Source organism: Pseudolysinimonas sp. (assembly GCF_057350545.1).
Genome location: NZ_JBMRCP010000082.1, coordinates 1 through 16,068, shown reverse-complemented (window position 1 = coordinate 16,068; position 16,068 = coordinate 1). Strand labels below are relative to the sequence as shown.

23 protein-coding genes are annotated in these 16,068 nt (G+C 71.2%); 14 read left to right on the top strand and 9 right to left on the bottom strand.

The window, feature by feature from the left end; all coding sequences use genetic code 11:
* The 3 genes from ACO1X9_RS12020 to ACO1X9_RS12010 all read left to right on the top strand — a co-directional run.
* Nucleotides 1–954, top strand: a 954-nt coding sequence (locus tag ACO1X9_RS12020; RefSeq protein WP_486351078.1) for a TadA family conjugal transfer-associated ATPase, incomplete at its 5' end; no start/stop codon positions are given.
* The gene (locus tag ACO1X9_RS12015) at nt 951–1,811 is read left to right on the top strand and encodes a type II secretion system F family protein (RefSeq protein WP_486351077.1); all 861 of its coding nucleotides are present in this window, start codon (nt 951–953) and stop codon (nt 1,809–1,811) included. The genes ACO1X9_RS12020 and ACO1X9_RS12015, both read left to right, overlap by 4 nt.
* Nucleotides 1,808–2,746 carry a type II secretion system F family protein gene (locus tag ACO1X9_RS12010; RefSeq protein WP_486351076.1) on the top strand — a complete coding sequence of 313 codons (939 nt, stop codon included), beginning with the start codon at nt 1,808–1,810 and terminating at the stop codon, nt 2,744–2,746. The genes ACO1X9_RS12015 and ACO1X9_RS12010 overlap by 4 nt, the downstream gene beginning before the upstream one ends.
* Before the next feature lie 37 nt (nt 2,747–2,783).
* Here the strand turns inward: ACO1X9_RS12010 and ACO1X9_RS12005 are convergent, their stop codons facing one another.
* A complete protein-coding gene (locus tag ACO1X9_RS12005; protein ID WP_486351075.1) occupies nt 2,784–3,176 on the bottom strand; it encodes a hypothetical protein in 393 nt (130 codons plus the stop codon).
* 45 nt (nt 3,177–3,221) lie between these two features.
* The gene (locus ACO1X9_RS12000) at nt 3,222–3,833 is read right to left on the bottom strand and encodes a hypothetical protein (protein WP_486351074.1); all 612 of its coding nucleotides are present in this window, start codon (nt 3,831–3,833) and stop codon (nt 3,222–3,224) included.
* Between ACO1X9_RS12000 and ACO1X9_RS11995 the strand changes: the two genes are divergently transcribed.
* Entirely contained in the window at nt 3,832–4,254 is a 423-nt protein-coding gene (locus ACO1X9_RS11995; protein WP_486351073.1) for a GNAT family N-acetyltransferase, read from the top strand. The genes ACO1X9_RS12000 and ACO1X9_RS11995 overlap by 2 nt on opposite strands.
* Here ACO1X9_RS11995 and ACO1X9_RS11990 read toward each other — a convergent pair.
* Nucleotides 4,251–4,802, bottom strand: a complete 552-nt coding sequence (locus ACO1X9_RS11990) for a CGNR zinc finger domain-containing protein (RefSeq protein WP_486351072.1) — start codon at nt 4,800–4,802, stop codon at nt 4,251–4,253. The two genes, ACO1X9_RS11995 and ACO1X9_RS11990, sit on opposite strands and share 4 nt — an antisense overlap.
* Before the next feature lie 69 nt (nt 4,803–4,871).
* On the opposite strand from ACO1X9_RS11990, the gene ACO1X9_RS11985 reads away from it, so the two are divergent.
* Complete coding sequence (locus tag ACO1X9_RS11985) at nt 4,872–5,840, top strand: EamA family transporter (RefSeq protein ID WP_486351071.1); 969 nt, start codon at nt 4,872–4,874, stop codon at nt 5,838–5,840.
* A 1-nt stretch (nt 5,841) separates the two neighbouring features.
* Here ACO1X9_RS11985 and ACO1X9_RS11980 read toward each other — a convergent pair whose 3' ends face one another.
* Nucleotides 5,842–6,042 carry a hypothetical protein gene (locus tag ACO1X9_RS11980; protein ID WP_486351070.1) on the bottom strand — a complete coding sequence of 67 codons (201 nt, stop codon included), beginning with the start codon at nt 6,040–6,042 and terminating at the stop codon, nt 5,842–5,844.
* Between the two features lie 89 nt (nt 6,043–6,131).
* Here ACO1X9_RS11980 and ACO1X9_RS11975 point away from each other — a divergent pair, with 89 nt between their 5' ends.
* The 4 genes from ACO1X9_RS11975 to ACO1X9_RS11960 all read left to right on the top strand — a co-directional run bounded on the left by ACO1X9_RS11975 (nt 6,132) and on the right by ACO1X9_RS11960 (nt 9,116).
* Nucleotides 6,132–6,515, top strand: coding sequence for a RidA family protein (locus ACO1X9_RS11975; RefSeq protein ID WP_486351069.1), 384 nt, complete (start codon nt 6,132–6,134; stop codon nt 6,513–6,515).
* Nucleotides 6,516–6,517: 2 nt separating this feature from the next.
* Nucleotides 6,518–7,123, top strand: coding sequence for a 3'-5' exonuclease (locus ACO1X9_RS11970; RefSeq protein ID WP_486351068.1), 606 nt, complete (start codon nt 6,518–6,520; stop codon nt 7,121–7,123).
* 44 nt (nt 7,124–7,167) lie between these two features.
* A complete protein-coding gene (locus ACO1X9_RS11965; protein WP_486351067.1) occupies nt 7,168–8,442 on the top strand; it encodes a hypothetical protein in 1,275 nt (424 codons plus the stop codon).
* 83 nt (nt 8,443–8,525) lie between these two features.
* Nucleotides 8,526–9,116 (top strand): hypothetical protein, encoded by a 591-nt coding sequence (locus ACO1X9_RS11960; RefSeq protein ID WP_486351066.1) that lies wholly within the window; start codon nt 8,526–8,528, stop codon nt 9,114–9,116.
* A gap of 18 nt (nt 9,117–9,134) precedes the next feature.
* On the opposite strand, the gene ACO1X9_RS11955 is transcribed toward ACO1X9_RS11960, so the two are convergent.
* From ACO1X9_RS11955 to ACO1X9_RS11945, 3 genes are read right to left on the bottom strand one after another with little or no spacing between them, the layout of a single operon-like run.
* The gene (locus ACO1X9_RS11955; RefSeq protein ID WP_486351065.1) at nt 9,135–9,788 is read right to left on the bottom strand and encodes a DNA alkylation repair protein; all 654 of its coding nucleotides are present in this window, start codon (nt 9,786–9,788) and stop codon (nt 9,135–9,137) included.
* 38 nt (nt 9,789–9,826) lie between these two features.
* Nucleotides 9,827–10,216, bottom strand: coding sequence for a hypothetical protein (locus tag ACO1X9_RS11950; protein WP_486351064.1), 390 nt, complete (start codon nt 10,214–10,216; stop codon nt 9,827–9,829).
* A gap of 50 nt (nt 10,217–10,266) precedes the next feature.
* A complete protein-coding gene (locus ACO1X9_RS11945; RefSeq protein ID WP_486351063.1) occupies nt 10,267–11,283 on the bottom strand; it encodes a hypothetical protein in 1,017 nt (338 codons plus the stop codon).
* A 111-nt stretch (nt 11,284–11,394) separates the two neighbouring features.
* Between ACO1X9_RS11945 and ACO1X9_RS11940 the strand changes: the two genes are divergently transcribed.
* From ACO1X9_RS11940 to ACO1X9_RS11925, 4 genes are read left to right on the top strand one after another with little or no spacing between them, the layout of a single operon-like run.
* Complete coding sequence (locus tag ACO1X9_RS11940; RefSeq protein WP_486351062.1) at nt 11,395–11,571, top strand: hypothetical protein; 177 nt, start codon at nt 11,395–11,397, stop codon at nt 11,569–11,571.
* 5 nt (nt 11,572–11,576) lie between these two features.
* On the top strand, nt 11,577–11,960 hold the full coding sequence (locus tag ACO1X9_RS11935) for a TadE family protein (protein WP_486351061.1): 384 nt from the start codon (nt 11,577–11,579) through the stop codon (nt 11,958–11,960).
* Nucleotides 11,935–12,396: a hypothetical protein gene (locus ACO1X9_RS11930; RefSeq protein WP_486351060.1), complete on the top strand. Its 462-nt coding sequence runs from the start codon at nt 11,935–11,937 to the stop codon at nt 12,394–12,396. The genes ACO1X9_RS11935 and ACO1X9_RS11930 overlap by 26 nt, the downstream gene beginning before the upstream one ends.
* Nucleotides 12,396–12,830, top strand: coding sequence for a pilus assembly protein TadG-related protein (locus tag ACO1X9_RS11925; protein ID WP_486351059.1), 435 nt, complete (start codon nt 12,396–12,398; stop codon nt 12,828–12,830). The genes ACO1X9_RS11930 and ACO1X9_RS11925 overlap by 1 nt, the downstream gene beginning before the upstream one ends.
* A gap of 177 nt (nt 12,831–13,007) precedes the next feature.
* Here ACO1X9_RS11925 and ACO1X9_RS11920 read toward each other — a convergent pair whose 3' ends face one another.
* Both ACO1X9_RS11920 and ACO1X9_RS11915 read right to left on the bottom strand, forming a co-directional pair.
* On the bottom strand, nt 13,008–13,937 hold the full coding sequence (locus ACO1X9_RS11920; protein WP_486351058.1) for a J domain-containing protein: 930 nt from the start codon (nt 13,935–13,937) through the stop codon (nt 13,008–13,010).
* A 25-nt stretch (nt 13,938–13,962) separates the two neighbouring features.
* Complete coding sequence (locus ACO1X9_RS11915) at nt 13,963–15,207, bottom strand: MFS transporter (protein ID WP_486351057.1); 1,245 nt, start codon at nt 15,205–15,207, stop codon at nt 13,963–13,965.
* A gap of 33 nt (nt 15,208–15,240) precedes the next feature.
* Here ACO1X9_RS11915 and ACO1X9_RS11910 point away from each other — a divergent pair.
* Nucleotides 15,241–16,068 (top strand): PCRF domain-containing protein (locus ACO1X9_RS11910; RefSeq protein WP_486351056.1); only part of this gene is annotated, 828 nt, incomplete at its 3' end.

Sequence of the window (16,068 nt, the reverse complement as noted above, 5' to 3'; positions counted from 1 at the left end):
GTCTTCGTCGCCCGCAACGGTGTCTCGGAGCGCGTCGCCCTCGTGCTCACGGAGGCCGACGTCCGCGACCTCGTCGAGCGGATGCTGCGTTCCACCGGTCGCCGCGTCGACCTGAGTTCACCCTTCGTCGACGCGAGCCTCCCCGACGGGTCGCGGCTCCACGTCGCGATCCCCGACATCACGCGGCGACACGTGGCGGTCAACATCCGCAAGTTCCGCTCCGGAATGCGCGACCTTCGCGAGCTCGTGCGGCTCGGCTCGCTGACGGCGCAGGCCGGCGAGTTCCTGCACGCCGCGGTCTGGGCGGGGCTCAACATCCTCGTGTCGGGGGCGACGCAGTCGGGCAAGACGACGATGCTCGGCGCGCTGCTCGCCTCCGCCCGCCCCGAGGAGCGCATCGTGACGGTCGAGGAGACCTTCGAGCTTGCGGTCTCCTCGCCCGACTGGGTGGCGCTCCAGTGCCGGCAGCCGTCGCTCGAGGGCACCGGCGAGGTGACGCTGCGGCGGCTCGTGAAGGAGGCTTTGCGGATGCGCCCCGACCGACTCGTGGTGGGGGAGGTGCGCGAGGCGGAGTCGCTCGACCTGCTCATCGCGCTCAACTCCGGGTTGCCGGGGATGTGCTCGCTGCACGCCAACTCCGGCGCCGACGCGCTACGGAAGCTCACGACCCTCCCGCTGCTCGCGGGCCGCAACATCGACGCGTCGTTCGTCGTGCCGACCGTCGCCACCTCGATCGACCTCGTCGTGCACGCCGAGCTCGACCGCTCCGGACACCGGCACGTCGTCGAGATCCTCGCGCCGACCGGCCGCTCCGCCGACGGTGTCGTCGAGTCGACCCGGCTGTTCACGCGCGTCGGCGCGACGCTCGAGCCGACGGGCGAGCTGCCGGTGCAGCGCGACAAGCTCACCCGCGCCGGTGTCGATCCCGCCGCCTACCTCCGGCGGGCGTCGTGACGATCGCGGTGGGGCTCCTGCTCGGCGCGGGGCTGCTGCTCATCGCCTCGCCGTTCCTGTGGCCGCGGGGCACGCCGTCGCCGCCCCGGCGCTCGTGGCTCGACGGATGGCGTGAGCGTCTCGCGCAGGCGGGGCTCGCGCGGGTGGCGGTGGGGGTTCCGATCGCGATGAGCGTCCTCTCGGCCGTCGTCGCGGCAGCCCTCGTGCTCGCGATCGCCCCCGTGCCCGGGCTGTCGCTCGCCGGCGCCGGACTCGGTGCCGCCCTCCCGCTCGTGGTGCTCTCCGCGCGTGCCCGCACCCTCCGTCGCACGCTCCGGAGTGCCTGGCCCGACCTCGTCGACCACCTCGTGTCGGGCATCCGGGCGGGTCTGCCGCTCGCCGAAGCCGTCGGTGCGCTCGCCGAGGTCGGGCCGCCCGAGCTGCGCCTCGCGTTCCGCCGTTTCGAGCGCCGCGCCCTCGGCTCGGGCAACCTCGCCACCGCGCTCGACGACCTCAAGCGCGACCTCGCCGATCCGATCGCCGACCGCATCGTCGAGACGCTCAAGCTCGCCCGCGAGGTCGGCGGCTCGGAGCTTCCGGCGATCCTGCGGAGTCTTGCGGCGTCGCTGCGAGCGGATGCCGCGGTGCGGTCGGAGGTCGAGGCGCGGCAGTCGTGGGTACGAGGTGCCGCGCGGCTCGGCGTCGTCGCCCCGTGGGTCGTGCTGCTGCTCCTCGCGTCGCGTCCTGAGGCGGCGGCCGCGTACAACTCTCCCGCCGGATTGGTGCTGCTGATAGTCGGGCTCGTCGTCTCGATCGTCGCGTACCGCGTCATGATCGCCCTCGGCCGACTGCCCGAGGAACGGCGGTGGTACGCGTGAGCGGGCTCGTCGCCCTCGCTGTGCCTTCCGGAGTCGCGCTCGGCCTGGGGCTGTGGGCGCTTCTCGGCCTCGTGCCGCGCGTCGGGGCGCCGCGGCTCGCGGCACGGCTCGCGCCGCACGTCGCCGACATCTCACCGGCCGCGCGCGAACTGCTCGATCGCCGACCGGCGGAACCGCTGTCGTTCCTCGGAGGGCTGCTCGCTCCGACCGGCCGTCGCCTTCGCGCGGCACTCGCGTCGGTCTTCGGAGGCGACGACGACGTCGAGCGTCGTCTCCGTCAGGCGGGGTGGTCACTGGCGGTCGAGGCACTGCGCGGCCGGCAGCTCGTCGGCGCGGCCACCGGCGCCGGGCTCGGCATCCTGCTCGCGGTGGCGATCGCGCGATCGTCGACGGTGTCGCCGCTGCTGCTCGGCGCGATCGTGATGTTGGCCCTTGCGGTCGGCGTGCTGCTGCCGGATCAGCTCCTCTCGCGCGCGGCGCGGGCGCGGCGTGAGCGCATCGCCTCCGAGCTGCCGACCGTGCTGGAGTTCCTCACCCTGAGCCTCTCCGCGGGCGAGGGCGTGCTCGACGCGCTGCGACGTGTCGCCCGAGCCGGCAACGGCGACCTCGCGCGCGAACTGGGCACCGTCGTCGCGCAGGTCAACGCGGGCATCCCGCTGGCCCTTGCGCTCGAACGCTGCGCCGACGAGATCCGGCTACCCGCCCTCACCCGCACCGTCGACCAGCTGCTCGGAGCGCTCGAGCGCGGCACCCCGCTCGTCGACGTGCTGCGCGCGCAGGCGCAGGACTCCCGCGACGACGCCAAGCGCGGTCTGCTCGAGGCGGCGGGCAAGAAGGAGATCGCGATGATGTTCCCGCTCGTGCTGGGCGTGCTCCCCATCACGGTGCTCTTTGCGATCTTCCCGGGTGTGATGGTGCTTCAGTTGGGGTTCTGACGACAAACGCGTGGGTCCTCAACCCGGACTGCGGCCGTCAGCCGTCGAATGGGACTCCCCATCGAACGAACGCCTCGCGGAGAGGGACCTCCGGTCGGTCGTGCGGGAACCACAAGAGCTTCCGCTCACCGGCCGCCGAGGCGATGGTGACCTGGTTGGCGAACGCGCCGAAGCGGAAGGACACTGCGCGGATGCTCGAAGCCACGATCCACGCCTCGGGCCGTGCCGACTGGAGCGTCTCCAGCTCCAGCGGCCCGAAGTCTTTCCTCAGCGGTGTCGAACTCACAGTGGGGCCGAGAGCGTTCGCCAGGGTCCTTGCGAGGCTGGTTCTCAGCACCAGGAGGCCATCGTCGAGAAGCCACAGCTCGCTATGGATCCAATCGAGCCAGCCCGTCGTGCAACTGGCAGTGAGAAGGCGGGCCTCCGGCATGCGGCCAAGATAGCGGCGGCGCGCAGAGAGCACGGTCCGCGTGCATCACGGAATTGTCAGCATCCACGGGTTGAGGCGGATGACGGTCTCGTGCACGTCCTGCATCGATGCACCCAGGCTGCCGAAGCCGCGGTCGTCGATCGCGATGAAGAACATCTTGCCCGTGTAGTGCATCTCCATCCGCGGAGCCTTGTGCGGCACGGCGGCGTAGTCCTCCGGTGAGCCGCCGCTCGAGAACTGGGAGATGCCGCGGGCTGCGTACCAGGCGCGGATCTCGCGGTGCTCGACGATGTCGATCCACGCGACGCTCACGGTGATCGAGCGCGTGCCCAGCGCGTTCGTCCAGGTGCAGTTCTGGTGCCATCCGCCGTTGATGATCTCCGCCTGCCGCGCGTTGCTCGCGCCCGTGCGCACGGTGTCGGAGGTCAGACGCATCCCCGTCGGAAAGAGGAGGCTCCACGAGGCCTTCGGGAACATCTGCGCGCACGTCGGGATGACGATGGTCGGGAACGCCTGCGCCGGTGCGGGCGCGAGGGCGGCGGGCGCGACGAGCGCCGCGACGAGGGCGAGGGAGCCCACGAGGATGCGGGAGCGCTTCATGTCCTCACGACGCGCGAGCGCGCGCCACCGGTTGACGGGTGATTGGGTAAAGACCATGAACGGCATCCGCATCTCCGACGACCCCGCCGAACTCGACCGCGAGCGCATCCATCGGTGGATCGGCGAGCAGTCGTACTGGGCGACGGGCCGAACGCGGGAGACGCAGGATGCCGCGATCGCCGGGTCGTGGAGCTTCGGCGCGTACGACGACGAGTCGGGCGAGCAGCTCGGTTTCGCCCGCGTCGTCACCGACCGGGCGACCTTCGCCTGGCTCTGCGACGTCTTCGTCGACGACGCGGCGCGGGGACGCCGGGTGGGCAAGCAGCTCGTCGCGCGCATCGTGCACGAGCTCGACGCGGCCGGCGTGCGTCGCGTGATGCTCGCGACTTCCGATGCACACGGCCTTTACGCGCAGTACGGCTTCGAGCCGCTCGCCGACCCCACTCTCTGGATGGCGCGGAAGGGTCCGGAGGTCTAGTCCGAGCCCATCCGCTCGCGGAACCCCTGCTGGTTGACGCGGTTGCCGCAGCGCACCGAGCAGAAGCGCTTGGAGCCGTTGCGGGACTGGTCGAGCAGGATGCCGGCGCAGTCGTCGGCGGCGCACACCCGCATCCGCCCCGTGGCGGCGGCGCGCACGACCTCCGCGAGCGCGAGCGCACCCTCCGCGCGCATGCGCTCGGAGAGCGGGGCGTCGTCGACGGTCGCGTGCAGATGCCAGTCGAAGCGGTCGTGCCGCACGAGGAAGGGAAGGGCGTTCACCTCGCGCAGCCAGCGGTTGATCTCGCCGACGAGTTCGTCGCGCGGGAGCATCCACATCGCGCGTAGCTCGTCACGCACGCGCACCACGGAGGCGAGCTCGGCCTGGTCGCGGTCGAAGCGCCCCGAGTAGCCGTGTTCGTCGACGAGCGCCGTGAGCGACGCGGTCGTCGCGAGCTCGTCGTCGCCGCTGCGAGAGGCCGCGGGTGCGGTGTTCGCGAGGGCGACGAGGAAGGCGATCGCGTCCTCGGTGTCAGGGGTGAAATGCAATTTGAATCCTTACGAGCCGGAGCTCTAATGTCAGCAGCGTAACCGCATCTCGCTCCTGACAGGAAACCCATGAGTCGCGCCACCGTCACCACCGGACTCGCCTACGGCATCCTCGCGTCGCTCGCCTTCGGCAGTTCGGGTGCGCTCGTGAAGCCGCTCATGGAGGCGGGATGGAGCCCCGCGGCGGCGGTCACCGTACGGGCCGCCCTGGCCGGACTGCTGCTCGTGCCGTTCGCCGCCCGCGCGCTGCGCGGGAAGTGGCACGTCGTGTGGCGGGGCCGTTGGCGCATCCTCGGGATGGCGCTCATCGGCGTCGCCGGCACCCAGCTCGTCTACTTCGCCGCCATCCAGCGCATCCCCGTGTCGTCCGGGCTGCTCATCGAGTACACCGCGCCGCTGCTGCTCGTCGCCTGGGTCGCGATCGCCACGCGGCGGCTGCCCCGCGCGATCGTGCTCCTCGGAGCGGCGGTCGCGCTCGCCGGGCTCGTGCTCATCATCGGGCCGGTGGGCGGCGGCGACCCGCTCGGCTTCATGCTCGCGGGTGCCGCGGCCGTCGGCTGCGCGCTCTACTACGTGCTCGCCGCGCGCCCCGCGGACGGGCTGCCGCCCGTCGCCTTCGCGGCCGGTGGTCTGCTGCTCGGAGCGCTCTCGCTGCTGCTCGTCGGACTCACCGGGCTCGTCCCCTTCACCGCCACCTTCGGCGACGTCGCCTCGCTCGGCGGCATCGTGCCGTGGTGGGAGCCTTTCCTCGTGCTCGCCGTCACGACCGCGGTGGCCTACTCGTTCAGCATCACCGCATCGCAGCGGCTCGGATCGCGGCTCATGTCGTTCGTCGGCATGCTCGAGGTCGTCTTCGCGTCGTTGTTCGCGTGGGCGCTGCTCGGCGAGGCGCTCGGACCGTTCCAGCTGCTCGGCGGGGTGCTCATCCTCGTCGGCATCGCGTGCGTGCGCGCCGAGAAGGCCGCCGACGCAGTCGTGAGACCGGTGGCGGTCGCCGACCAGGCGGAGCCCGAACCGGAGCCGGAACCCGCGCGGTGACTCAATGCGGGCCGGGCGGAAGCTTCGCGACTCCGTGCCGGGCGGGCTTGTCGGGCTCGGCGGCCGTGTCGGGCGAGACCCCGCCCTGCTCGGTCGGCGCGTCGTCCGGGTAAGGCTCGCCCGCCGTCGTGCGCTCGTCGTCGGCATCCCGCTCGGACGTCGGCGGCAGGTGATCGGTCGGCTGCTTGAGGTGATCGTCCATGCTCCACGGTCCGTCGCGGGGCGGTGCGCGCGCCAGGGGCTTGCATCGAACGGAGAAGGATGCCCGCCGGGCACCAGTAGCCTCGAACCATGCGCAGGCTGATCTCGTCCGGGTCCACCTTCGAGTCGCAGATCGGGTACTCGCGTGCCGTGGTCTCGGGCGAGTGGGTGTTCGTCTCGGGGACCACCGGATACGACTACGCGACGATGACGATCTCCGACGACGTCGAAGAGCAGGCGCGGCAGACGCTCAAGAACATCGGTGCGGCCCTCGCCGAGGCGGGGGCGTCCTTCGCCGACGTCGTGCGCGTGCACTACCTGCTGCCCGACGGCGCCGACTTCGAGAAGACCTGGCCCGCCCTGCAGGAGGTCTTCGGCGAGGTGCGGCCCGCGGCCACGATGTTCGTCGCCGGGCTCTCCAACCCTGCGATGAAGATCGAGATCGAGGTCACCGCGCACCTCGGTCAGGCCTGACGGTGGCGGTGTCGGAGAAGCAGCGCATCCGTCCCGAGCGGTTCATCTCGGTCGACGTCGAGACGGCCGGCCCGACCCCCGGTGACTACGCGATGGTGTCGATCGGGGCGTGCCCGATCGACGACCCCGACCGCGGCTTCTACGTCGAGCTCAAGCCCGACCGCCTCGCCGTCGTCGACAGCGCCCTCGCGGTGAGCGGCCTCACGATGGAGCATCTGGCCGAGCACGGCACCGAACCCGCGCGGGCGATGGCGGAGTTCGCGCAGTGGATCCGCGACGTCGTGCCGCCGCAGACGCACCGCGCCGTCTTCGTCGGCTTCAATGCCGTCTTCGACTGGATGTTCGTCAACGAGTACTTCGTGCGCTACGGTCTCGACAACCCGTTCGGGCACGGGGGTCTTGACATCAAGTCCTACTACGTCGGCATGATGGGCTCCACCTGGGAGCAGACGAGCATGCGGCACCTCTCGCCGAAGTACCTCTCAGGCCGCCCGCTGTCCCACAACGCTCTCGGTGACGCCCGGGATCAGGCCGAGCTGTTCCGCCGGATCTCCGAGGATGCCGCCGCCCTCCGCACCGCGAGCTCGCAAGCCACCGAAGCATCCTGACACCCGAAGCATCCTGACCGAAGCATCCTGATCGAGGAGACGCCGTGAGCGACACCATGAATCCCGAGGTGCAGCGCATCATCGAATCGGCGGAGCGTCTCGGGGTGAAGCTCGACGAGGCCGACACCGTCGCGTGGCTCGCGGCGATCGCGGCGCAGAGCGACGACGACGTCACCGTGGATGTGCGCAGCGGCACGTTCGGCCACCGCGTCGCGATGCTCGACTTCTCGCCGAAAGACCTCGCGCGGTTCCGCAAGATCGGCGCGATCGTCGAGCTCACGGGCGACCCGGCGACCACGGAGGGGGCGCTCGCGCTCTCGGGCTCGGCGGCCCAGTCGAAGATCCAGAGCTTCCCCGGGGATGCCGACTTCTTCCAGCGCTTCAACATCAAGGCCGCGACGCGCGACGAGGCGAGCGCCATCCTGGCGACCTCGCTCAAAGAGAAGGTCATGGCGTTCACGCGGGGCGCGACGTACCAGTTCCTCGAGGCGAAGCTCGGATCGACCAAGACCGGCGCCCCGATCAGCTGGACGCTCGCCGACATCGAGGCCGGAGTGATCCAGACCCCGGATGGCGAGGTGCGGTGGGAGGACGCCGCCCGCGACCCGGGCTGGGTGAAGGCCGACTGGGTCGTGACCGACCCCGAGCGCGGCAAGCTCTCGAACGCGAGCAACGTCATCGACGTCACGTGGGAGGCGCCCGACGGGACGATCACGCCGCTCGACGGCTACCTCGACACGTACTTCCAGGAGGTCTACCTCGACGCGGAGGAGGTGCCGACGTTCGCGAAGATCGTCGCCCACGTCTCCGACGACGCACTCGACAGCTACGTCGAGCAGCTCGAGAAGGAGGTGCGCAAGTACCTCACGAAGCACCTCAACTACGGCAAGGCCGCGAAGCGCATGTACAACGTCTTCCGGCTCTCGGGGCGGCACTACGACGCCGCCTTCGTACGCGGACTGTTCGACGAGCCGACGACGATCCTCTACCAGGTGTGGTCGCTCATCGTGACGCTCGACAACGCGACGCAGCCGGGCTCGTCGATCCCGATCGACGACGTGCGCCGTCAGGCGGATGCGCTCGTGCTCGACGTCGTGAAGGCGCTCGACGGCCCTGCGGAGGAGGAGATCGTCGCCGCCATCCAGGATCTCGCGCGCGCCCTCGAGTCGCTCGAACCCGGCGAGGCCCGCACCGCGGCGGTCGACGGCGCGCAGGCCCGCGTCATCAACCTCGTGAACACCTTCTTCCAAGACAAGCTCGAGGCGATGCCCTCCATCAAGGAGTACATCCACGCGATGCAGTCGCCGGCGGAGCACTGAGGGTTTTGTCGGGTTAGTTGCACATTGCCCCGTCCTCCCGGGTGATTCTGCAACTATCGCCCGTCGCTCGCTAGTCTGCGAAGGTGAGCGATCCACAGGCTGCCGATCCCATCGACGAGTTCCGGGCCGGGGTTGCCGCCGAGTTCGGGCCGCCCTGGACGACCGACCGCACGTCCGACGGCTTCGTCGCGCGCCACCCGCTGCGTCAGGCGACCTCCGAGGGCTTTGCGGCGTCCGACGAGGTGCACCTCCGGGTCGTCGCCGAGGAAGCCGCGCGCACCTTCTCGTGGTCGACGCGACGCATCGCCGGGCACGACCTCGATCGGGAGCGGAAGGGCTGGACCCTCGGCGGCTACTCGGCCAGCCGGCGCGTCTCGTCGGGTCGCTACACCGGGCTGCGGCGCACGATGACCTTCCGCCGCACTCCCGAGGGGCTGGTCGCGAATCCCGACGCCCCGGAGGACAGCGCCGGACGCGAGGCGGATCTCCGCGCCGTCGCCGCCCGGCTCGGCTGGACCGAGAAGACCGGGACCGGCGGGCTGAACGTCGCCGTCGACCTCCCGCCGAAGCGGATGCTCGTGCTCATGGCGGTGTTCGCCGCAGTCGTCGTGCTGTCGATCCTCGGCATCGGGATCTTCGTCGTCTCGCAGGTCGACGGGTCGTTGCTGCGCTGACCGCAGTGCGCGGCTCCGTCAGACGGGGAGCTTCGCACGCGCCTCCCGGCGGATCGGGGCAGGCACCGCGTCGCCGTGCTCGACGAGGAACGCGCGCACTCCGTCGGGGTCCGCTCCGCCCGCGTGCTTGAGGGCGATGCCCACCGGCTTCGCGACGATCGGGTCGCGGTCGGCGAGCAGCATCCCGGCCAGGCGATACAGGTCGGGCAAACCCGGGTGCCCGGCTCGCGTGTAGACGAGCGGCGCCGTCATCGCGGTGCGCCGCCGCCAGGGGTCGCGGGATGCCGCGAGCTCGAACAGCACGTCGCGCGGCTTGTCGGCCAGGTACGCGCCGATCACCCGCGGGGCCGCACGGTCGACCATGTCCCAGGCGTCGATCGCGTCATGCCGCGCGAGGTAGAGGTCGTGCCGCGCGCGGCGCTCGTCATCGGTGGGACGCTTGCGCACGGCGAAGTCGAGGATGCAGAACGCCTCCAGCCGGGGCTCGTACTCCCGCTCGTCGAGAAGACGCCCGACCTCGGCGAGCGGCATCCGCACATATCGTGCGCTGATCGCGAACAGCTCGCCCATGCGCACCCCGAGGATGCCGCCCCCACCCCGGTAGTGCTTCTGCGGATGCCGAGCGGGGTCGGCGACCGCGCGGAGGTCGGCGAGCAGCTCGTCGGCGGTCATGACCTCACGCTAGCGAGAGGGGCGGGCACCCGGGCCGTTCAGACGGCCGGCGCGAGCAGCACGGAGAGACCCGCCACCGCCATCCCGACGAGGCTCGCGACGATGCCGATGCGCACGCAGATGCGCTTCTGCCGCCACGCCTGCGCGACCGGATACCCGAGCGTGGGGCATCCGGCCCAGACGAGCGCCGCTACTCCGGCCGCCGCGACGATCGCGCCGAACCACCAGACGGCCTGCTCCTGCAGAGGCAAGTCGCCGGGGCGCCATCCCGCCGCCACGGAGGGGCCGAGCAGCAGAGCAGCCGTCACGATGATCGCACCGAGCCAGATCGTCGCCGACCGGATGATCCGCTCCGTCTCCGCCTCGGCGCTCTCGATATGGGCCGAGTGGGCCGCGGAGGCGCGCGTCATCGAATCGAGCTGCGTCATGGATCCAGTCTGCGCGGCATCCTGAAGGCGTGCTGGAGGTTGACACCACGTCAGCCGATGTAGAAGGAGCCGTCCCAGATGGTGCGCGCGAAGTCGAGCTTCTCGGGGGTGCACTCGCCGTCGTAGCCCATGATGTAGTCGTCCAACACGGCCGCGGCCATGCAGTCGGCCGAGTGCTCGGCCGGGTAGTCGATGTCTCCGTTGCCGGGGGGCACCGCGGGGTCGACGAAGAGCCGCTGGAAATCGGGGTCATCCCAGAGTCGGAACAGGTACTTGTTCTGGATGACGTGCGCGAACTCGTGCCACATGACCGACGTCCAGTGGTCGCCGAACTCGGCGCGCATCCGCTCGTCGTCGTAGTCGAGAAGTTCGGCGGGCACGTGCACGACGGTGCCGGTGGCGACGCACGCGAGCGCTTCGTCGGTGGTGCCGCAGAAGTCGTCGAAGCGGATGTCGGCCACTCCGGCGCTCACGGCGTCGAGCGCCGCCTCGGCGACGCTGCCGGTGGCGTTGGTGAGCAGCTCGGGCTTCGGGGCGAAGTCGGCCTCCCACTTCTCGACGAGCCCGGCGAAGCGATCCTGCGTGTCGAGCACCTGGTAGCCGGCTCGCGCGATCACGGCCGGGTCGGGGAACAGGTCGGTGCTCTCCGCGCCGACGCTGTCGTCGAGGTCGGCGAGGAGATCGTCGACGAACGTGTAGTCGTACCCGAAGGGCTCGGCGTCGATGAAGCCGCGGAGGTCGTGCTTCTGCTGTTCGTAGTACTCGGTCGCCTCCGCGACGGTCGCGAACACCGGGACGGGGGCACCGTCGGGCACGGTGATGCCGCGGTCGGAGGTCGAGCCCCGCACGGCGACGACCGCCACGACGGCGACGAGGGCGAGAGCACTGACCGCGCCGACGATCGCGAACGCCCGGCGTGCGGCTTTCGACGGCGGCCGCACGCTCCAGAAGCTCCAGCCCGGAGGAGGTGGCGGCCACGACGGGTCGGGCTGCCACCCGGGAGTTGGACGCCATCCCTGCGGCGGCGCCGGCCAGCCCGGTGGCGGGTTGAAGTCGTACTGCGGCACCGTCGTCCTTTCGGGAATGCCACCCTAGAACACCCCGGCGACCGGCGCCCGTCCTCGAGGGGTGTGGATGGATGGCGCGGCCCGAGCGAGGTCCGCGCGACCATGTCGGGCATGGACACGATCAGGGGACGATGGGCGGAGTTGCTCCGCCAGGAACGCGGTGACGTACCGGGCTGGGTGCTGATCTCGTTGATGACGGCAGGCCTCGTGATCGCGATCTGGGCCATCGCCGGCCCCGCGCTCGGGCAGATCTTCCAGAGCGCGCTCGACCGGGTGACGGGCTTCTAGCGACGATGCGCCTCCGCGACGACGAGGGCTCGGCGGTCGTCGAGTTCACGCTCGTCGGCGTGCTGCTCACCGTGCTCACGCTCGCCGTCGTACAACTCGGGCTCGCCCTGCACGTGCGCAACACGGTGCTCGACGCGGCGGCCGAGGGCGCCCGGTTCGCGGCGCTCGCCGACAACGTGCCCGCCGACGGCGTCGCCCGCACCCGCGCGCTCATCACGGAGGCGATCGGGGCCGACTACGCGACCGACGTCACGGTCGCGACGGGGGAGTGGATGGGGCATCCCGCCGTCACCGTCACGGTTCGCACGACGCTCCCGGTCGTCGGGCTCCTCGGAGTGGGCGGGGGATTGGAGGTGGAGGGTCATGCGGCCCAAGAGACGCTCGACTGACCTCCTCCTCGACGAGAGGGGATCGGCGTCGATCGAGTTCATCACCGTCGGGCTCCTGCTGCTCGTGCCGACCGTCTACCTCGTGCTCGCCCTCGCGAGCATCCAGAGCGCCTCGTTCGCCGTCGAAGGTGCCGCGCGTCAGGCGTCACGGGTGTTCGTGCAGGCGTCGTCCGTCGCCGCGGGGGAAGCGGCCGCCGAGCGCGCGATCGCCGTCACGCTCGCCGACTACGGGCTCGACGCCGGGGATGCGACGGTCGCGATCAGTTGCCGCCCCGATCCGGCCGAATGCCTCACCCGCCGCGGGTTCGTGACCGTCACGATCTCGATCGTCGCGCCCCTCCCGCTCTTCCCCGCCGTGCTCGAGACCGACCTCCCCCTGGGTGTGCCGATCGACTCGGTCGCGACCGAGCAGGTGTCGCGATTCGCGGGGTCGTGATGAGGTCGCTCCACGACGACGACGGGTCGACCCTTCCGCTCGTCGCGGGCTTCGGGGCGCTCGGGCTCGCCCTCGTGCTCGTCGCGGCGGCGGCATCCTCGCTCTACCTCGAACGCAAGCAGCTGTTCACCCTCGCCGACGGGGCGGCACTCGTCGGCGCCGAGGCGTTCGACCTCGACGACGTGCGACTCGTCGACGGTCGGCCGGAGGTCGAGCTCGAGCCGGCCGACGTGCACCGCGACGTGAGCGCGTTCCTCGGTTCGACGCCGAATGGCGGGTTCGAGGGCCTCGTGCTCGAGCAGGCGACGACGCCCGACGGCGAGAGCGCGATGGTGACGCTGTCCGCGGTGTGGCGACCGCCGGTCGTCACGGTGTTCTTTCCCGACGGCCTGCGGATCGAGGCGACCGCGACCGCTCGCGCGGTGTTCGGCTGAGCGCGGTTATCCCACACGGCACCCCTGTTGACAAGTCCCTCGCGGTGTCGGTGAGAGGGAGCAGACTGCTGTCGACAGTCGTTCGCAGTGCCCAGCCACTCGCGACTGAGGCGGTCGCCGATTTCGGGTATCGGCGACCGCCCACTCTTCTCAGGCGGCATTCGACCGCGCCGAGAGTCAGACGAACCGAGCCGCGCCCTGCACGCGCGTGCGCAGCTCGAAGAGATCGGTGCCCCCGGTGCCGACCCCCGGAACCCCGGTCCGCACGAAGTGCGCGAGACGAGGCCGCTGCACGAGGAACGCGCGAGCGCTGCGCACCTTGCCGATCTCCGCGACCCCTTCGGCACTCGCGCCGTCGCCGACGACGATGACGAGCCCCGAGAACTTCACCCGCGCGACCTTCTCGAAGCTGCGCGTGCGGCGCGCGAGCTCCTGCACGGGCCGTTCGTCGCGCGGGATACCGGGACCGATCAGCTCGCCGCGGCGCACCGCGACCTCTTCGCCCCAGTCTTCGCTCAGCATCCCCCAGAGCCCGCTCGGGCCGAGCACGATGTGATCGATCTTGCCCGCACCGCCGGCACCGGCCGCGGTGTCGACGTCGTGCCAGACGGTGAACCCCATCCCGAGGCCGGCGAGCGCGACAGCCGACTGCTCCTCGGCGATCGCCGAGGCGAGCAGGTGGCGCACCTCGACGGGCGCCGAGCGCACGAGCACCGCGTCGTAGGGATCGGGGATGTCGGCGCCCCGACCCACCCATTCGCGCAGCAGGTCGAGGTAGCGCTCGCGATACCAGCCGCCGGGATGCCCTTGCGTGCGCGCCTGCGGGCGTGACGCGTTCTCGCGTTTCCGCGGCGGTGCCGGGGCCCAGGTGCGTCCGCCCTCGTCGTCGTGACGTCGCGACCCGGCGTCGTACGCGGCACGCGCCGAGGGGGTGCCGACCTGCTCCCAGGCGAGCTGGACGCGCACGAAGACAGCGGGGTCGCCGCCGGTGTCGGGGTGCGTCTCGCGCAGTCGTCGCCGGAAGGCGCGCTTGAGTTCCGCGGCGCTCGCCTGCGCCGTGACGCCGAGCACCGTGTACGGGCTCGCGGCGAGCGGACTGTCGGGCACCCGAGAATTATCCGCGACGCCGGGGTCAGCTCGCTCCCTGCCCGGGCCGCGACGCCACATATCGCGGCACGAACACGGCCATCAGCACCGCCCCCGCGATCCCGACGACGCCGAGCGTGGCGACGCCGATCGCGAGACTGAACGCCGCCGTGAGTGCGGTGACGAGCACCGGGCCACCTGCGCCGCCGAGGTCGGTCGTGAACCGCCACGCCCCGAGGAACGGCGCCGGATTGCGGCGGTCGGCGAGGTCGGCGGCGAGCGTCATGAGGATGCCGGAGCCGACCCCGTTCGCGATCGCCAGGAAGAGGGCGATGCCGACGAACCAGCCGACCCGGGCGTCGAGGTCGTGGGTGAACGCGAGCGCGATGAGCCCCGCGGAGAGCCCGAGCCCGCACGGCAGGATCGTCCAGAGCCGCCCGAAGCGGTCCATGATCCAGCCGCCGAGGAAGAACAGCGAGAAGTCGACGGCCCCCGCGATGCCGATGACGACGGAGGTCGTCGGGGCGTCGAGACCGATGCTGATCGCCCACACGGGCAGCACCACCTGTCGCACCTGCCGCAACCCGGAGAGGATCGCCGAGCCGATCCCGAGGGTCAGCAGCACGGTCCGCTTCGCCGCGAGTGTGCGCCACAGGCCGGTCGCCTCGGCGCCGACCTCCGCTTCGCCGCGCGTGCGCGGACCCCGGGTGAAGGCCGCTGCCGGGTCGCGCAGCACGAGCAGCAGTCCCGCGGCGACGAAGCAGCACGTCGCGAGCAGGGCGACGACGCTCGCCGGCTCGCCCGTGACGGTGAGGAGCGCGGCGCCCGCGAACGGGCCGGCCACGGCGCCGAGGCGGTTGCTGCCGCCTAGCGTCGACAGTGCCCGCGCCCGCACGTGGAGCGGCACGTAGGTCGTCATGAACGCGTGGCGGGCGAGACCGAAGGCGGCCCCCGCGATGCCGATGAGCAGCACCCCGAGGCCGAGCACCGCGGGGTGCGGTGCGAGCAGCAGCGTGACGGCGCCGACGAGCGCGAGGCCCGCCGCCGCGAGCATGGCGCGGCGCTCGCCGATGCGCGCCACGATCGCACCGCTCGGGATGTCGCCGAGCAGCTGTCCGACGACGAGCATCGACGCGATGAGCGCGGCGCCGCCGAGGTCGGTGCCGAGACCGCGGGCGAGCGCCGGGATGACCGGGATGAGCGCGAACTGCCCCATCGCGAAGACGATCGTGGGGAGGAAGACCACGACGACGATGGAGCGCCAGCGGAACGGAGTGTCCTCGGTGCTCATCGCTCCACACGTTACGCCTAGGCTTGACGCGACATGATCGACCTCGACCTCGGCGCAGAAATCGCGGCCCTCCGCAGCACGTTCGACGACATCCGCAGCGTGATCGGAGTCGAGCGGCTGCAGGCGGAGATCGCCGATCTGAGCGAGAAGGCCGGCGCGCAAGACCTCTGGGACGACCCCGAGGCCGCGCAGAAGGTCACGAGCGCGCTGAGCCACCGTCAGTCCGAGCTCGCGCGCATCACGGGCATCCAGTCCCGTCTCGACGACCTCGAGGTGCTCGTCGAACTCGCGATCGAGGGCGACGACGAGCAGGTCGCGCAGGAGGCCCGCGACGAGCTGGTCTCGCTGCAGAAGGCCCTCGGCGAGTTCGAGGTGCAGATCCTGCTCGACGGCGAGTACGACGACCGCGGCGCCGTCGTCACCATCCGCTCGGGCGCCGGTGGCGACGACGCGACCGACTTCGCCGAGATGCTTCTGCGCATGTACCTGCGCTGGGCGGAGCGCCACAAGTACCCCGTGAAGGTGCTCGACACCTCCTACGCGGAAGGCGCGGGCATCAAGTCGGCGACCTTCGAGGTGGATGCGCCCTACGCGTTCGGCACCCTGAGCGTCGAGGCCGGCACCCATCGTCTCGCCCGCATCAGCCCCTTCGGCTCGGCCGACAAGCGCCAGACGAGCTTCGCTGCCGTCGAGGTCATCCCCGTCATGGAGGAGGCCAAGGAGGTCGAGGTTCCCGAGGGCGACATCCGGGTGGATGTCTTCCGCTCGAGCGGCCCCGGCGGCCAGAGCGTCAACACGACCGACTCGGCGGTGCGCATCACCCACATCCCGACCGGCATCGTCGTATCGATGCAGAACGAG

Excerpts from the sequence above, each read along its gene's own strand:
- ACO1X9_RS12005 (WP_486351075.1), bottom strand. The coding sequence starts at position 3,176 with ATGCCGGAGGCCCGCCTTCTCACTGCCAGTTGCACGACGGGCTGGCTC.
- ACO1X9_RS11915 (WP_486351057.1), bottom strand. The coding sequence starts at position 15,207 with ATGAGCACCGAGGACACTCCGTTCCGCTGGCGCTCCATCGTCGTCGTG.
- ACO1X9_RS11950 (WP_486351064.1), bottom strand. The coding sequence starts at position 10,216 with ATGACGCAGCTCGATTCGATGACGCGCGCCTCCGCGGCCCACTCGGCC.
- ACO1X9_RS11940 (WP_486351062.1), top strand. The coding sequence starts at position 11,395 with ATGGACACGATCAGGGGACGATGGGCGGAGTTGCTCCGCCAGGAACGC.
- ACO1X9_RS11930 (WP_486351060.1), top strand. The coding sequence starts at position 11,935 with ATGCGGCCCAAGAGACGCTCGACTGACCTCCTCCTCGACGAGAGGGGA.
- ACO1X9_RS11955 (WP_486351065.1), bottom strand. The coding sequence starts at position 9,788 with ATGACCGCCGACGAGCTGCTCGCCGACCTCCGCGCGGTCGCCGACCCC.
- ACO1X9_RS11980 (WP_486351070.1), bottom strand. The coding sequence starts at position 6,042 with ATGGACGATCACCTCAAGCAGCCGACCGATCACCTGCCGCCGACGTCC.
- ACO1X9_RS11935 (WP_486351061.1), top strand. The coding sequence starts at position 11,577 with ATGCGCCTCCGCGACGACGAGGGCTCGGCGGTCGTCGAGTTCACGCTC.
- ACO1X9_RS11925 (WP_486351059.1), top strand. The coding sequence starts at position 12,396 with ATGAGGTCGCTCCACGACGACGACGGGTCGACCCTTCCGCTCGTCGCG.
- ACO1X9_RS11985 (WP_486351071.1), top strand. The coding sequence starts at position 4,872 with ATGAGTCGCGCCACCGTCACCACCGGACTCGCCTACGGCATCCTCGCG.
- ACO1X9_RS11975 (WP_486351069.1), top strand. The coding sequence starts at position 6,132 with ATGCGCAGGCTGATCTCGTCCGGGTCCACCTTCGAGTCGCAGATCGGG.
- ACO1X9_RS11995 (WP_486351073.1), top strand. The coding sequence starts at position 3,832 with ATGAACGGCATCCGCATCTCCGACGACCCCGCCGAACTCGACCGCGAG.
- ACO1X9_RS12000 (WP_486351074.1), bottom strand. The coding sequence starts at position 3,833 with ATGGTCTTTACCCAATCACCCGTCAACCGGTGGCGCGCGCTCGCGCGT.